Below are 15,371 nucleotides of genomic sequence, written 5' to 3'. Positions count from 1 at the left end.
CGCCCGACCCTAGCCGCCGTGGTCACGCCGCGCCCGCCCCCGGCGCGTTCCGTGCTCCGCGAGCTGCGTCACCGTCGCTGAGCAGGGCGGGGTCGCGGCGGATCAGCTCGGCCAGCCGCGCCGCCGGATCGGGGGTCAGCCCCTCCTGGGCCGGCGTCCAGGCCGGCACGGTCTTGACCGACATCGGCCACGCCGGCGGCGGCGCGACGACCTCCGCGTCGACCGTCACGCCCGCGTCGGTCCAGGCGACCCGCAGCGGGTACGCCCGCCCGTCGTGCTCGACCCGGATGCTGACCGCCGTGCCGGGGTGACCGGCCACCACCCGGCGGACCGCCTCGGCGACCTCCACCACGGGATCGCGGGGCTCCGCGCCCCGCCGCGTGTCGGCCCAGCCGGGTCCGGCGTTGCGCCCCTCGCTCCGGGCGTCGGCGCGCCCCGGGTCGGATCCGCCTCGCGCCCGCGTCGACGCGTCGGCCTCCCCGCCCGCCGCCCCCGCGTCGGCGGCCCGCCGCCGCAGCGCCTCCTCGCGGCGGGCCATCCGGGCCAGTGTCTCGTCCAGTCCACCTCTCATCACGACCACCCCTTCTCGTGAAACGGGTCGAACCCTCCTCGTGAAGCGGGTCGAACCGCCGGAACGGTTCAGGACCCCCTCTCCCGGGTGGCCCGATCGAGTGCGCGGTCCAGGACGACCAGCAGGGCGTCCCGCACCGAGAGCCGGTCCCGGGCGTCGAACTGCACCAGGGGCACGTGGTCGCCGACGGCCAGCGCCCACCGGATCGCCTCGAGGTCGTGCGCCAGCCGCCCGTCGAAGGCGTTCACCCCGACCACGAAGGGCAGGCCGGCCCGCTCGAAGAAGTCGATCGCCGGGTAGCAGTCGTCCAGTCGGGCGCTGTCCACCACGACGAGGGCGCCGAGCGCCCCCCGGGCCAGGTCGTCCCACATGAAACCGAACCGGGCCTGCCCCGGCGTGCCGAACAGGTACAGCTTCAGGCTGCGGTCGATGGTGACGCAGCCGAAGTCCATCGCCACCGTGGTGGTGGTCTTCGCGGAGCGTACGCCCGGGTCGTCGACGCCGATCCCGGCGCTGGTCATCTCCGCCTCGGTGGTCAGCGGGGCGATCTCGGAGATCGCGCCGACCGTGGTGGTCTTGCCGACACCGAAGCCGCCGGCGATGAGGATCTTGACCGGGATCGGTGGCGCGGCGGACGGTGCGGGCCGGGGCACCGCGGCCACCCCGGTGGCCGGCGGACGGTGTGGCGGCGGCGCGGACCCGGCGGGTTGCGGCCCGGTCGGGGAGCCGTAGCGGGTGGCGGCGCTGTTGGCGGCGACCCCGCCCAGCGGGGCGACCGGCCATTCAGGAGATCGCACGGAGTCCATCAATCACTCGCAGGATGATGTCGGGGTCGAGGGCGTCGGCGCCGTCGTGCACGTCCAGGTGGCCCGCGGCGCGGAGGTCGCCGACCAGCACCCGGGTCACGCCGAAGTGCAGCCGGGTCCGGGCGGAGATCTCGGCGACCGAGATCGGCTCGCCGCAGAGCGCGACGATCGCCCGCAACTCGGGCGCCAGCCAGGTCAGCGGTGCCGGGTCGGTCGCCGGCCGGGCGGTCACCTGCGTCTCCAGCCCGATCGCCGGGTCGGCGCCGGCCACCCGGCCGGCGGTGAGCACGAACGGGCGCGGGCCGGCCGGCCCGTCCCCGGGCGCCGGCGCGGCGGTGGCTCCCGGCAGGCCGGGCCGGGTGTCGTGCGGGGACGACGCGCGCAGGTAGGGCCGGATCCGGACCGTCGGCTCCGGGTCCGGTCCCTCGCCGGCGACCTCGGGGGTCATTGCTGAGCGGCGTTCTTCAGTTCGGCGATCAGTCTCGGGGTGAGGGCGCCACCGGCCCGCCCGGCGAAGAGCGTCATCTCGTAGGCGACGGTGCCGAGGTTCGCCGACCGGTCGGCCACCACCCCGAGCACCGAGCCGCTGCTGATCGCGCTGATCAGCAGGTAGCCCTCGGCCATGTCCACGACCACCCGGTTCAGCCCGCCGAGGGCGTACCAGCTGGCGGCACCGCCGGCGAGGCTCGTCATGCCGGAGACCACCGCGGCTAGCCGCTCCGCGTTGGAGCGGTCCTTGATCGCCGACATGGCCATCAGCAGCCCGTCCGACGAGACGGCGATCGCCTCCAGCACGCCGGCCGTGCTGGAGGTGAAGGAGTCCAGCAACCAGTTGAAGGTGCGCGCCTCCGGGCTGAGGTCCCCGGCGCCCGGGTGCTGCTGGTCGACGTTGTCGTGCAGGAAGGGGCTGGTCACCGTGATGTTCCTTCTTCGGGTCGGCGGTCTTGGCTGACTTCACGCAGAGCGCGGGCGACGCCCGCCTCGAACTCGATGAGGAGGTCGCGGACCTCGTCCGGGTTCCCCGGCGGCGGGCTGTCCGGCTGACGGGCCGGGGCGACGGTGAGGTTCGCCCCGGGCACCCGCCGGGTCAGTCGGGCCGGCACGGTGCCGTCCGGCGGGCGTCGGCCCAGCCCGGCCCGGCGTACGCCGGACTCGACCGCCTCGACGAGGGCGCGCGCGGCGGCCGGGTCCGCGCCGGTGACCTCCACCGGCCCGACCCCCGGCGGAGCGGCCGGCGCCCCGGCCGGGCGCAGGGTCGCGCCCGGCACCCGCTGCCGGACGCCCGGCGGGGCGGCGCGGACCGGGGCCTGCGGCTCGGCGTCGCCCGGGGCCTGCGGCCCAGGGCTGGCCGGGGCCGGGGCCTCGGCGGCGGCCGGCTCGCCGTTGGCGCCGAACGCGTCCCAGGGGGCGCCGGACTCCATGCTGCGGGTGGCGCGGCTCAGCAGCGCCGCGTCGAACCCGGACGGCGGGGCCTCGGGCGCCGCCCCGACCGCCGCGCGGGGCCGGGGGGCGTCCGGCGCGTCGGCGGGGGAGCGCCGGTCGCGGGCGGGTACGGCGGCCCGGGCCACGGTCACCCCGGCCCGCTCGGCGCGGTGGATCACCAGCGACGTCTCCGGGACCTCCAGGTGCGCGGTCACCCCGCCGCCGGCGGTCGGCGCCAGCCGCACCGTCCAGCCGTGGCGGCGGGCCAGCCGGCCCACCACGAAGAGCCCCAGCACCTCGGTCGGCGCGAGATCGAGTCGCTCCCGCCGGGTGAGCCGGGCGTTCTCCTCCGCCAGCCGCTCCTGGGTCATGCCGATGCCCCGGTCCACCACGGTCAGCCGCGCCCCGGAGCCGGTCGGCTCGCCGCCCACGGTGACCCGGGTGTGCGGCGGGGAGAACACCGTCGCGTTCTCCATCAGTTCGGCCAGCGCCAGGACGAGGTCGCCGACCGCGCCGGGCGCCACCGACACACCGGGCGGCACCTGCACGTCGACCCGCGTGTAGTCCTCGATCTCGCCGAGCGCGAGCCGCACCACGTCGCCGAGCGGCACCGGCGCCACGTGGGGGTCCGCGCCGGCCGAACCGGAGAGCACCACCAGGCTGCCGGCGTTGCGGCGCAACCGGCTGGAGATGTGGTCGAGCCGGTACAGGTGCTCCAGCCGGCCGGGGTCGGTCTCCTGCCGTTCCAGCCGGTCGATCAGCGCGATCTGCCGGCCGACGAGGTTCTGCGTACGGCGGCCGACGTGGCCGAACATCTGCGCCACGTTGCGCCGGCCGGCGACCTGGCGTTCGACGAGCCGGGCGGCGGTGCTCTGCACCCGGTCGAACGCGCGGGCCAGGTCGCCGATCTCGTCGCGGGCCCGCACGTCGACCGGATCGAGGCGCATCGGCGCCGCGCCCTCGGTCTCGTCGTCGGCGACCCGGGTCAGTTCCGCCTCGGCGACCCGGGCGACCCGGTCGGCGGAGCGGGTGAGCCGGGTCAGCGGCCGGGCCACCGTCCGGGCGACGGCCGCGCTGAGCAGCACCACCACGGCGAGGATCAGGGCGACGGCCCCACTGACCAGGTGCGCCTCGGTCAGCGCCCGGCGCTGCTGCGTGGTCACCTCGGCGAGGACGTCGGCGACGAGCTTCTTCTCGATGAACTGCCCGAAGGTGATCATCGAGCGGACCGAGGGGAAGAGCGCGTCCAGGGGGATGTCCCTGGTCGCGCCGGCCGGGTCCAGCGCGCTCCGGATGAGGAAGTCGGGACTGGTCCGGGCGGCCACCGCCGCGTCGTTGAGCGTCACCAGCCTGACCTGATCCGGCGTGATCAGGCTGCGGAACCGCTGGTTGTCCGCCCGCAGCCCCGCCATGCAGGCGACGTACGAGGCGACCACCCGGGGGGAGCCGGTCGCCTTGACCAGCACGATCAGGGTGGCGCAGGCGCCCATCGCCTCGTCGACGCGGAGCAGCCCGTCCAGGGCCAGCACCTGCCGTCCGGCGGCCGTGTCGGTGTCCACCCCGAATGGCAGCCGCAGCGAGTCGATCAGCTTCGTGCTCACCGGCCCGTAGCCGCCCATGATCTGGTCCGGGGTGGCGGTCCCGGCGAGCACCGCGGCCCGCAGGCCGGTCAGCCCGCGTACGCCGCCCAGGGCCTCGGTGACCCGCGGCGGCAGCAGGTCGCCCCGGGTGGCCCGCAGGTCGGCGACCCGGTCGTCCACGCTGGCCGACCGCTGCATCAGCTCGGTCCGGGTGACCCGGCCGAGGAGCAGTCCGACGGAGAGGACGCGCTCCTGTTGCAGGTCCTGCACGAGGCTGCCGATCCGGCTGGCGACGCGGACCCGGTCGGCGGTGTCGCCGGCCCGCTGCGCGGCGGCCACCCGGCCGAGCACCGCCGGCACGGCCAGGCTCACCATGCTGAGCAGCGGGATGACGAGGAGCAGCGCGAGCTTGCCCCGGATCCGGAGCCTAGCGAGCAGCATCGGCGGGCCCCCACTGCGCGCTCCCGGGCCCGCGGGCCGGCCCGGCCGGCTGGAGCCGACGCGGTTCCGCGCCCCGGACGGCGGTCGGCTGCCACGGCGTGTCGTCCGGCCCGGCGGCGGTGCCGTCCGGTTCGCGCCGGACCTCCGCCGCGGGCCGCCGGTCCCGGCGGACGGCGGCGAGCCACACCGCGCCGAGTGTCGACCACAGCAGGACGGCCAGCGCCCCCGCCCCCACGGTCAGCCAGCGGTCCCGGTCCAGGTCGTCGAGGCGGCCGGCGAGCAGGGCGTCGAGCTCGTCCAGGATGACGGGCTGGAGCTGCCGGGCGGCGGACTGCGCGTTGAGCCGGGCGCCGGCGACCTGAGCCTGGTCCACCGCCGTGCCGGCCGGCGCGGAGTGGGCCGCCAGCGCCTCGACGGCCCGCTGGTAGGTGTCGAGCGGGGTCAGCACGCTCGGGCCGAGGTCGGCGCTCTCCGAGTTGTCCACGGCCGCCCGCAGGTCGGTGACCAGGTCGCCGGCCGGGGTGAGGACGGCCACCCGGAGGGCGGCGATGTCGGCGGAGGTGCGGTTGCGGTCGGCGGCGGGCCGGCGGTCGGCGAGCACGGCCAGGTCGGCCAGTCGCCCGGTCGCCACCACCGTCTCGGGCAGGCCCCGGCTCGCGTCCTGGAGAAAGAAGGAGTCCGACCGGGGGTCGCGGACCAGGCCGGAGGTCTCCCGGACCTTGCCGTGCAGGGCCAGCAGCAGGTCGGTGGCCTCGCCGTACGCGGTGAAGGCCGCCTCCGGGTCGGCGGGGCCGCGGGCGCCCAGCGCCTCGATCCTGGCCCGCAGGCCGGCCCAGCGCTCCCGGGTGCGCAGCTCGTCGCCGATCCGCGCGTCGACGGAGGCGGCGGCCTCGACCGCGCGGGTCAGCGCCTCGCTGTCGGCGGGCCGGGCGGCGACGGCGGCGGTCTGGGCGTCGACCAGGGCGTGGGTGACCGGGGCGAGGGCGCGCAGGTACTCCACACCGAGCCGTTCCCGGCCGGCCAGGTCCCGGTCGTCGGCCGTGAGCCGCCAGGTCTGCACGAACAGCAGGGCCATGGGCGCGAGCAGGGCGACGAGGAGCAGCAACGGCAGTACGCGGCCCACCGCGGAGGGCCGCCGACGGGCCGGTGGCGCGGGGACTGTCATGTCTGTCTCCTCGGGCGGGAGCACGGGATCGGTGGGGTGTCGGGGGTCGACGGTGAAGTCCCGTGCACCGGACCGGAAAACTAACCGACCAGCGGGGAGCTGTTCCGACCGTCGAACAGTCAGCTTTGCGTCATGAAGCCCGAAGTAGCCGGTGGGTCACCCGTCCGGCACTCTCTGTGTCAGGCGAGAGAGTGACAAGGATGGATCGCGGGGATTTCCGACGAACATCGGAATTCACGTGATCCGAATTCGTCTTCGTGGGACGGTCTGGACCGCGCCGGTGGGACGCCGATCGGATCAACCGGACGGACGTACGGAGGATCTCAGCCAACGCTCAGGATCCGGGCCGTACCGTGTGCCGAATGAGATCGCCGTTGTCGGCCGCGTGGATCCGGCGTGCCCTGCCCACCCGCCGGCGCGCCGTCGCCGCGGCGGTGGTCCTCGTGCTGCTCGCCGCCGCCGTGACCTGGGCCGTCCTGCCGCAGGGACCGGCCGTGCGCACCGAGGCGGCGATCGTGAACGTCTCCTCCGGGCCCGGCGGTGACGAGCCCGTCGACCTGGACACCACCTTCTACCTGCCCGAGGACGCCTCGGCCGGGAGCAAGGTGCCGGCGGTGCTGCTGGGGCACGGGTTCGGCGGCACCAAGGAGTCCGTCCGCGCCGACGCCGAGGAGTTCGCCGGCCGCGGCTACGCGGTGCTCACCTGGACCGCGCGGGGCTTCGGCCGCAGCGGCGGGCAGATCCACCTGGACCACCCGGACTACGAGGTCCGGGACGCGCAGCGTCTGCTGGACTGGCTCGCCGGCCGCCCGGAGGTCCGCACCGACGCCGCCGGGGACCCGAGGGTCGGCGTCGTCGGCGGCTCGTACGGCGGCGGCCTGGCGCTGCTGCTCGCCGCGCAGGACCAGCGCGTCGACGCCATCGTGCCGATGATCACCTGGAACGACCTGTCCCGCTCCTTCCTGCCGGAGAGCACCGGGAAGGAGCCCACCGAGGGCGTGTTCAAGTCCGGCTGGGCCGGCATCTTCTTCGGCAGCGCCGGCAGCGCCGGCGCCGGGCCGGCCGGGCTCTCCGGGGCCCCCGCCGCCCAGCCGGAGGGGGCGCCCGCCACCGGCCCGCCCAGCCCGGGGCCGGGCGCCGGCCCGGGGACCGGTCCGGGGCGCGCCCCGGACGGGGTCGCCGACCCGGCGTGCGGCCGGTTCGCCGCCGACATCTGCGCCGCGTACCTGCGGATCGCCACCACCGGCCGGGCCGACCAGGCCGCAGTGGACCTGCTGCGCCGCTCCAGCCCGGCCGGGGTGCTCGACCGGATCAAGGCGCCGACCCTGCTGGTGCAGGGCGAGGCGGACACCCTCTTCCCGCTCGGCGAGGCGGACGCGAACGCGCGCGGCATCGCCGCCGCCGGCACGCCGGTCCGGGTGGCCTGGTTCACCGGCGGGCACGACGGCGGCGAGGGCCCGAAGACCGACTCGGACCGGGTGAAGTTCCTGACCGTGCAGTGGCTCGACCACTACGTCAAGGGCGAGGGCCAGGCCCCGGGCGACGACTTCACCTGGTCCCGCATCGCCGGCTTCGACGCCCTCGACCGGGGACTGGTGGCCACCGGCTACCGCTACGCCGACTACCCGGGCGTCGCCGGCACGGCCCGCCGGGACGTACCGGTCGCCGGCCCGGCCCAGCCCGTCGCGAACCCGCCGTCGGGCAACCCGGCCGCCATCTCCTCGGTGCCCTTCGCCGGCGAGTTGTCGTCGCTGCTCGGCGGCGTGGCCGGGGACATCCCCGGCCAGCACGCCCGCTTCGAGTCGGCGCCGCTGGGCGAGGCGGTGGACGTGGTCGGCGCCCCGACCGTCGACGTCCGGGCGGCGTCGCCGACGGGGGAGGCGGTGCTCTTCGTCAAGCTCTACGACGTCGACCCCAACGGCGCGGCCACCCTGCCCAACGGCCTGGTCGCCCCGGTCCGGCTCACCGGCCTGCCGCCGACGATCGACGCGGCGCGGCCGGTCACCGTCACCCTGCCGGCGATCGTCCGCCGGATCGAGGCCGGGCACCGGCTGCGCGTGGTGGTGGCGACCTCCGACCAGGCGTACGCCACCCCGGTCGAGCCGACCGTGCACACCGTGGCGGCCGGTGGCGCGGTCAGCCTGCCGACCGTCGCCGGCGACCCCATCCCCACCTCCGCCACCGTGTGGCGCTGGGTGCTGGTCGGGCTGATCGCGGCGATCGCCGTCGGGCTCGTCGTGGTCGTCGCGGTGGTCCGCCGCCGGCACCGCCGCCAGGACAGCTCCGTCCATCCGGCGTACGCGGGCGTGCCGCTGGCCGTGCGGCAGCTCCGCAAGGAGTACGCGGACGGCTTCGTCGCCGTCTCCAACGTCGACTTCGAGGTGCACCCCGGTCAGGTCGTCGGCCTGCTCGGCCCGAATGGGGCGGGCAAGACCACCACGTTGCGGGTGCTGATGGGGCTGACCCAGCCCACCGCCGGCGAGATCTACGTCTTCGGGCACCGGCTGGTGCCCGGGTCGCCGGTGCTGTCGCGGATCGGCGCGCTGGTCGAGGGGCCGGGCTTCCTGCCGCACCTGTCGGGGCTGGAGAACCTGAAGGCGTACTGGCGGGCCACCGGGCGGCCGGCCGAGGACGCGCACTTCGACCAGGCCCTGGAGATCGCCGGCCTGGGCGCCTCCGTGCACCGCCGGATCAGGAACTACAGCCACGGCATGCGGCAGCGCCTCGCCATCGCGCAGGCCATGCTGGGCCTGCCGGAACTGCTGGTGCTCGACGAGCCGACCGACGGGCTCGACCCGCCGCAGATCGCGGAGATGCGCCGGGTGCTCCAGCGCTACGCCACCGACGGCCGGGCGGTGCTGGTCTCCAGCCACCTGCTCGCCGAGGTGGAGCAGACCTGCACGCACGCGGTGGTGGTGAACAAGGGCCGCATCGTCGCCTCGGGCCCGGTCGAGGAGATCGTCGGCGAGTCGCCCAGCGTGCTCTTCGACGTGACCGACCCGGAGGCCGCCCGGGCGGTGCTGGACCGGCTGGACGGGGTGCGGGTGCTCCCCGACGGCGAGGGCCAGCTCGTGGTGGACACCAACGGCACCGCCCGCAGCGAGGTCGTCGCCGAGCTGGTCCGGGCCGGCATCGGGGTGGACCGGGTGGTGCCACGGCGCCGCCTGGAGGACGCGTTCCTCGCCCTGGTGGGCGAGAACTCTCGGGGAAGCGGGGACCGATGATGGCGGGCACGTCACCCACGGTGGGAGCGGCGGCCGGCTACCGGCCGTCGGCGACCCTGCCGTTCGGCGCCGAGTTCCGGCGGCAGGCATCCCGGCGGCGTACCCAGCTCGCGCTCGGATTCATGGTGCTGCTGCCGTTGATCATCCTGATCGCGTTCCAGTTCGACACGGGCGACGACGACGACAACGGGCGCGGGGAGTTCGGCAGCCTGGTGGAGTTCGCCACGTCGGGCGGGCTGAACTTCACGCTCTTCACCATCTTCGTCTCGGCGTCGTTCCTGATGGTCGTGGTGGTGGCGCTGTTCTGCGGGGACACGGTGGCCAGCGAGGCGAGCTGGGGCAGCCTGCGCTACCTGCTGGCGGTGCCGGTGCCCCGGGCCCGCCTGCTGACCGTGAAGCTGCTCGTCGCGCTCGTCTACTCGGCCCTGGCGCTGCTGCTGCTCGCCGGCACCGCCCTGCTGATCGGCACGCTGCGCTACGGCTGGGAGCCGCTGCGCAGCACCGTGGCGGCCCAGCTCGAACCGGGCGAGGGGCTGCTGCGGCTGCTGGGCGTGCTCGGCTACCTGGCGGTCGTACTCCTGGTGGTGGCCGGCCTGGCGTTCCTGCTGTCGGTGGTGACGGACGCCGCGCTCGGCGCGGTCGGCGGCGCGGTGCTGCTCTGGATCCTCTCCAGCATCCTCGACCAGATCACCGCGCTGGGCGCGCTGCGCGCGTTCCTGCCGACGCACTACAGCACCGCCTGGCTGGGGCTGCTGTCGACGCCGGTGCAGACCGACGACGTGGTACGCGGCGCGATCTCGGCGATCAGCTACGCGACGCTGTTCTGGGGCCTGGCGTTCTGGCGCTTCACCCGCAAGGACGTCACCAGCTGAGTCGCCGGGCGCCTCACGGCAGCGGCACGGGGCTGCCCGGCGCCGGCCTGTTCGGCGCCGGGGCGTCCGGCAGCGGCCTGCTCGGCGTCGATGTCGGGTCGGCCGCCCGCTTCTTCCAGGCGCTGACGCCGATCCGGCCCGTGTTGCCGAGGTCGATCGGCCCGTCCAGGCCGACGGCCTGCGCGGGCCGGCCCACGGCGGGCGCGACCTCCAGGCGCTCGCCGTTGGTGGCGACGACCGTCGGATCGGTGACCAGGTTGCGCCAGAGCACGGCGGCGCCGGCCCGCTCGCCGGGCCGCAGGGTCAGCGGCCGGGGCGGGTCGTCGAAGCCCGACGTGATCTCCTTGGCCCCCTCGACCACCCGGACCGGTACGGGGTTGCCGTCGCCGTCGAACAGGCGCAGCACCGGGTAGCCGTCGAGCCGGTAGGGCTCCGTGCCGCAGTTGACCAGTTCCAGGCCGAGCGCGCGCAGACCCATCGCCGCGTTGCTGCCCGGCGAACTGATCCGGACGCCGGATGCCGGGCATCCGGTCGTGGGAGTGGCCCAGAACGCCGTCGCCGACGCGGTCGCTGTCGGCGTCGTGCCGGGCATCGTGGCCGGCGCCGGATCGGCCGGCGGCGGGTCGGCGGACGGCGGGTCGGTCGCCGGCGCGCAGGCGCCGAGCAGGACGAGGACGGCGATCGCGAGCCCGACCGCCCGTGCCGGACCTGGAAGGCCGTCGCGTGAGCGCGGCGCGGGTCGGCCCACGGACCGGCGTGCGGGTCGGCGTGCGGGGAGTGCCATCGCCCGATCATCGCACCGGCCGGCGCGCCACCGATCCGCAGACACCCGCCCGGCGGAGGTCCACAGGCACCGGCCCGGTGGAGGTTCGGTGGCCCTGTCGAGCTGCCCCGTTGGTGCGACCGGCCGGAGCGGGTCACCCCTGCGGTGCCTGTCGAGCTGAATCGTCTACGACATCACCCGGCCCGGAACCCCCGGCGAGGTGACGGCGACGGGTGCCACGCTCCTGGCCGGACACCGTCGGGTGAGCTTTGTGTGACGGCGTGGCGCCGGTGAGTGAGAATCGGGTATGGCCACTCCGCCCGCCGTGCCGCCGCCTGAGCCGCCACCTGATTCGCCCGTGTCTCCGCCTGAGTCGTCGTCCGTGCCGTCGTCCGCACCGCCACCCGGGCCGCCGCCCGTGTCTGCGCCCGTACCGCCAGGTGAGCCGTCGTCCGTGTCGTCACCTGAGCCGTCGTCCGTGTCTGCGCCCGTACCGCCGGCTGAGCCGTCGTCCGCGCCCGTAGCGCCACCGGTGCAGCCGTCCGGGCCGTCGCCCCGGCCGAAGGCCTGGGCCGTGCTGGCGGACGAACGCCTGCCCGGGTTCCGCGGGCTCCCGCCGAAGCAGCGTGCGGTGTACGTGACCGCCGCCGCCGTCGTCCTCGTGGTCGGCGTGCTGTCCGCCTACCACGCCAACCTCCTCCTGGACCGGTCGACGGCCACCGATCGGGCCCGCTCGGACAGGCAGGCCGCGAAGGCGGTCGACCGGGAGCAACCCGCGTTCACGTCCACCGTCACTCCGCTCGACTACGACCAGTACCTGCCCGAGGCCTTCACCGTGCTGCTCGACCGGCCGCTGACCGAGGGCGAGCAGGCCACCCTGACCGCCCTGACCGGGGACGCCTCGCGGGTGTGGGAGTTCATGAAGCCGCTCGGCGGCCGGATCGTCGAGCGCGCGTCCTATGTGGCGCCCTTCGAGGACGGCAACGAGAACCGCGGCAACGCCCAGACGTTCGACCTGAACCTCAACAGCGACCGCGTCGCCGGACTCACGATCAACAACATGACCGCCGTCAAGGACTCGTGCCACGCACCCACGGCGCGGACCGTCGTCGCCATCCCCCCGGCGGGTGCCGAGTCCCGGCAGGGCCTGCTGTGGGACCTGACCGGTGGGCCGACGGACAGGCCGCACGGCCCGTACGTCCTGGCCGAGGGCGAGCCGCAGGAGGGCCAGCTGTACTTCCGCCGCAACGTCGTCGAGCTGGGCAACGGTCAGTCGAACATGGCGTTCCGTGTCCAGCCGGAGGTGTCCACCCACACCTGCGAGTGGCACATCGTCGTCTCGTACACCGACACGACCGGTTCCCACGAGCAACGCGTCCCGAGCGGCACCGGCACGTTCACCACCGAGGCCGTCCCGTCGCAGCCCGTGCAGTACTTCGAGCGCGTGCCGGGTTCGGGGTGGGGCTGCCTCGGCGAGGTGAGTCAGCAGGGCTGCCCGTCCACCGAACTCGTACGGCTGCCGAGACCACCAACCCACCGACCCGTCCCGGACTGAGGCAGGCCGGTCGCGGGGACGTCAACGGGAGCGGGACCTGCGCTTGCGGGTGGGGGAGTCGGCGTCCGGGACAGTGTCCCCCGCGTCCGGGGCGTCGGCGGTGCTCCCGTCGCTCGACGCCCCGGCCACCCGGGCGTCGGTGTGGCTCAGCTTCGCCAGCGTCGTGCCCCTGAGCTGGTAGACGGCCGTGCGCCGGATGCTCAGCTCCGCCATCGGGCCGTCCGCCGGCCTGGTCAGGTAGACCACCGTCGCTCTGCCGTCGCGCACGCTGACGCTCTCCACCGGCGTACGGTCGCCGAGGTCGACCTGGGCCTGGTAGTCCGGTTCGCCGCCGACGTTGCGCCAGGCGGCGAGGGTGAAGAAGCGGCCGGTGCCGCCGCCGTCGAGCATGACCACGCCGATCGCGTCGTCCGCTGCGTCGCCGTCGAGGTCGCCGACGGCGCACGGCCTCTGCAACGTCACCGTCGTGCCATCGCGGTCGGACCAGCGGCCGTCGGTGAGGCGGATCGGGGCGGCGTACCCCCGGTAGCGGACCTTCCGGCTGCCGACCCGGGTGTTGCGCAGTTCGAGGCAGGTGAGCCCGTCGCCCGTGCGGCGGGGGGTCGGGGTCGCCCGGGTGGTGTCGACGTCGTCCCGCTTCGCGGCGGCGCTGGCCGGCCGGTCGGCGGACCGGTTCCGCTTCTTCCGGTTGCCGGGGGAGCAGGCGGTGGTGGCGACCAGCAGGCAGGCCATGGAGAGCGCCACCACCGGGACGACCTTGCGACGCATCGCGCGTTCCTTTCCGTCGATGTGCCCGCACCGTAACGCGCCCGCGCCAGCGCCCTTGTGGACGGTGCGCCGGCCGAATCGTGGGAGCGTTCCCATGAAGAGGGAAGGAATCGACATCGCCGAATGGACGGCGGCATCCTGGTGTCGTCCCCTCGTCCTGACCGGAGGTGCCCTGATGCTCGCTGACCGGATCGGTGGCCCGGCCCTGTCCCTGTTCCGCGCCGTCGTCGGCCTGCTCTTCCTCTGCCACGGCCTGGCCTCGCTGCTCGGGATCCTCGGCGGAAACGGGGGCACCGGCGAGGCGGTCCCGCTCGGCGAGTGGCCGGGGTGGTGGGCCGCGCTGATCCAGGCGGTCTGCGGCGGGCTGGTGCTCGTCGGGCTGCTCACCCGGGCGGCGGCCCTGCTGGCGTCCGGCTCGATGGCCTACGCGTACTTCGTCGTGCACCAGCCCGACGCGCTGCTCCCGCTGCGCAACGGCGGTGAGCTGGCCGTCCTGTTCTGCTGGTCGTTCCTGCTGATCGCCGTGTTCGGCCCCGGCGCGTGGGCGGTCGACACCCTGCTGCGCGCCCGCCGCCCCGGCGGCTCCCGCTCGGTGACCGCCTGAATCCGTACCGTCGAGGAAGGGTCCGCCGGCCCTGGCCTGCGGCTGCGGGATCGCTCACAGCGTGGGATCTCCCGTCGATCCGGGCTGTGCGGGTGCTTAGACTCGACGGCACAACTGCATACCTCATCCAGAGGGGCTGAGGGATACGGCCCGACGACGCCCCGGCAACCACCCCGCGCGCTCACCGCAGAGCGACCGGCGGGGCAGGTGCCAATTCCGTCCCCGCCGCAGGGTGCGATGCGGGGAAAGATGAGAGGACCCGCGACATGACGTCGACGTTCGCCCCCTCCGGCATCGACACCACCGCCAGCCCCGCCCGCGCCCTGGTCTGCCGCGCCTGTTCGGCCCGCTACCCGCTCGCCGCCCAGCACGCCTGCTACGAGTGTTTCGGCCCGCTGGAGGTCGACTACGACGCCGCCGCGCTGGCGGCCGTCACCAGGGAGCAGATCGAGGCGGGCCCGCAGAACATCTGGCGGTACGCGGCGCTGCTGCCCGCCGGTCAGGACCCGGCCACCCGGGTCACCCTCGACCCGGGCCTCACCCCGCTGGTGGCCGCCCCGCACCTGGCCGCCGAGCTGGGCATCACCGCCCCGCTCTGGGTCAAGGACGACAGCGCGAACCCGACCCACTCGTTCAAGGACCGGGTGGTCTCGGTGGCGTTGACCGCCGCCCGCGCGCTCGGCTTCAGCCGCTACGCCTGCGCCTCCACCGGCAACCTGGCCAACTCGGTCGCCGCGCACGCCGCCCGGGCCGGCGCGCCGTCGGTGGTCTTCATCCCCGGCGACCTGGAACAGGGCAAGGTCATCACCACCGCCGTCTACGGCGGCGAGCTGGTCGCCATCGACGGCTCGTACGACGACGTCAACCGGCTCTGCGGCGAGCTGGTGGAGACGGACGAGTTCGAGGACACCGCGTTCGTCAACGTGAACGTCCGCCCCTACTACGCCGAGGGCTCGAAGACGCTCGGCTACGAGGTGGCCGAGCAGCTCGGCTGGCGGATCCCGGCGCAGGTGGTGATCCCGATGGCCTCCGGCGAGCTGCTCACCAAGATCGACAAGGCGTTCGCCGAGCTGGTCGAGATCGGCCTCGTCGAGGCGCCGGCCGGCGGCTGGAAGGTGTTCGGCGCGCAGTCGGCCGGCTGCAACCCGATCGCCACCGCCCTGCACGCCGACACCGACACCATCACCCCCGTCCGGCCGACCGGCATCGCCAAGTCCCTCAACATCGGCGACCCGGCCGCCGGCATCTACGCGCTGGAGGCGGTGCGCCGCACCGGTGGCTGGATGGAGTACGTCGACGACGACGAGATCCGCGCCGGTATCCGGCTGCTGGCCCGGACCACCGGCGTCTTCGCGGAGACCGCCGGCGGGGTGACCGTGGCCGTGCTGCGCAAGCTGGTCGAGTCGGGCCGGCTGGACCCGACCGCGGAGACCGTCGTCTTCAACACCGGCGAGGGCCTCAAGACCCTCGACGCGGTGGCCGGCGAGGTCGGCCCCACCCACCGCATCAAGCCCTCGCTGCGCGCCGCCCGCGACGCCGGCCTCCGCGTCGAGGGTCTTGAGGCCCTCGCCGGTGTTGAAGACGACGGTCTCCGCGGTCG

The 15,371-nt window shown here is 75.1% G+C and carries 13 protein-coding genes and 1 riboswitch; of the genes, 5 read left to right on the top strand and 8 right to left on the bottom strand.

Annotation, left to right across the window (positions count from 1 at the left end; genetic code table 11):
- Positions 1–22 precede the first annotated feature (22 nt).
- From ACSNN9_RS03385 to ACSNN9_RS03360, 6 genes are all read right to left on the bottom strand, one after another.
- Positions 23–571, bottom strand: a complete 549-nt coding sequence (locus tag ACSNN9_RS03385) for a hypothetical protein (protein WP_436671152.1) — start codon at positions 569–571, stop codon at positions 23–25.
- Between the two features lie 68 nt (positions 572–639).
- Entirely contained in the window at positions 640–1,377 is a 738-nt protein-coding gene (locus ACSNN9_RS03380) for a GTP-binding protein (protein ID WP_436671151.1), read from the bottom strand.
- Positions 1,355–1,825, bottom strand: coding sequence for a DUF742 domain-containing protein (locus tag ACSNN9_RS03375; RefSeq protein WP_436671150.1), 471 nt, complete (start codon positions 1,823–1,825; stop codon positions 1,355–1,357). Before ACSNN9_RS03375 ends, ACSNN9_RS03380 begins: the two co-directional genes overlap by 23 nt.
- Positions 1,822–2,292 (bottom strand): roadblock/LC7 domain-containing protein, encoded by a 471-nt coding sequence (locus tag ACSNN9_RS03370; protein WP_357878775.1) that lies wholly within the window; start codon positions 2,290–2,292, stop codon positions 1,822–1,824. Before ACSNN9_RS03370 ends, ACSNN9_RS03375 begins: the two co-directional genes overlap by 4 nt.
- On the bottom strand, positions 2,289–4,820 hold the full coding sequence (locus ACSNN9_RS03365; RefSeq protein ID WP_436671149.1) for a nitrate- and nitrite sensing domain-containing protein: 2,532 nt from the start codon (positions 4,818–4,820) through the stop codon (positions 2,289–2,291). Before ACSNN9_RS03365 ends, ACSNN9_RS03370 begins: the two co-directional genes overlap by 4 nt.
- The gene (locus ACSNN9_RS03360; protein ID WP_436671148.1) at positions 4,807–5,985 is read right to left on the bottom strand and encodes a hypothetical protein; all 1,179 of its coding nucleotides are present in this window, start codon (positions 5,983–5,985) and stop codon (positions 4,807–4,809) included. The genes ACSNN9_RS03365 and ACSNN9_RS03360 overlap by 14 nt, the downstream gene beginning before the upstream one ends.
- A 362-nt stretch (positions 5,986–6,347) precedes the next feature.
- Between ACSNN9_RS03360 and ACSNN9_RS03355 the strand changes: the two genes are divergently transcribed.
- Together ACSNN9_RS03355 and ACSNN9_RS03350 are read left to right on the top strand one after the other, a co-directional pair.
- A complete protein-coding gene (locus ACSNN9_RS03355; RefSeq protein WP_436671147.1) occupies positions 6,348–9,209 on the top strand; it encodes an alpha/beta fold hydrolase in 2,862 nt (953 codons plus the stop codon).
- The gene (locus ACSNN9_RS03350) at positions 9,206–10,081 is read left to right on the top strand and encodes an ABC transporter permease (protein WP_366640078.1); all 876 of its coding nucleotides are present in this window, start codon (positions 9,206–9,208) and stop codon (positions 10,079–10,081) included. The genes ACSNN9_RS03355 and ACSNN9_RS03350 overlap by 4 nt, the downstream gene beginning before the upstream one ends.
- A gap of 13 nt (positions 10,082–10,094) precedes the next feature.
- Here the strand turns inward: ACSNN9_RS03350 and ACSNN9_RS03345 are convergent, their stop codons facing one another.
- Positions 10,095–10,559, bottom strand: a complete 465-nt coding sequence (locus ACSNN9_RS03345) for a DUF4232 domain-containing protein (protein ID WP_436671146.1) — start codon at positions 10,557–10,559, stop codon at positions 10,095–10,097.
- Positions 10,560–11,418: 859 nt separating this feature from the next.
- Between ACSNN9_RS03345 and ACSNN9_RS03340 the strand changes: the two genes are divergently transcribed.
- Entirely contained in the window at positions 11,419–12,399 is a 981-nt protein-coding gene (locus ACSNN9_RS03340; RefSeq protein ID WP_436671145.1) for a hypothetical protein, read from the top strand.
- Positions 12,400–12,420: 21 nt separating this feature from the next.
- Here ACSNN9_RS03340 and ACSNN9_RS03335 read toward each other — a convergent pair whose 3' ends face one another.
- On the bottom strand, positions 12,421–13,167 hold the full coding sequence (locus ACSNN9_RS03335) for a hypothetical protein (RefSeq protein WP_436671144.1): 747 nt from the start codon (positions 13,165–13,167) through the stop codon (positions 12,421–12,423).
- A 175-nt stretch (positions 13,168–13,342) separates the two neighbouring features.
- Here ACSNN9_RS03335 and ACSNN9_RS03330 point away from each other — a divergent pair, with 175 nt between their 5' ends.
- Together ACSNN9_RS03330 and thrC are read left to right on the top strand one after the other, a co-directional pair.
- Positions 13,343–13,771, top strand: coding sequence for a DoxX family protein (locus ACSNN9_RS03330; RefSeq protein ID WP_436671143.1), 429 nt, complete (start codon positions 13,343–13,345; stop codon positions 13,769–13,771).
- 120 nt (positions 13,772–13,891) lie between these two features.
- Positions 13,892–14,027: riboswitch (SAM riboswitch) on the top strand.
- 10 nt (positions 14,028–14,037) lie between these two features.
- Positions 14,038–15,371: threonine synthase (gene thrC / locus ACSNN9_RS03325; RefSeq protein ID WP_436671142.1), on the top strand; the 1,334-nt coding region annotated here is incomplete at its 3' end.

Source organism: Micromonospora sp. URMC 107 (genome assembly GCF_051386315.1).
In the GTDB taxonomy this organism is placed as follows: Bacteria; Actinomycetota; Actinomycetes; order Mycobacteriales; family Micromonosporaceae; genus Micromonospora.
The sequence above is the reverse complement of the archived record's forward strand: the minus strand, read 5'-3'. Positions and strand labels throughout refer to the sequence as shown.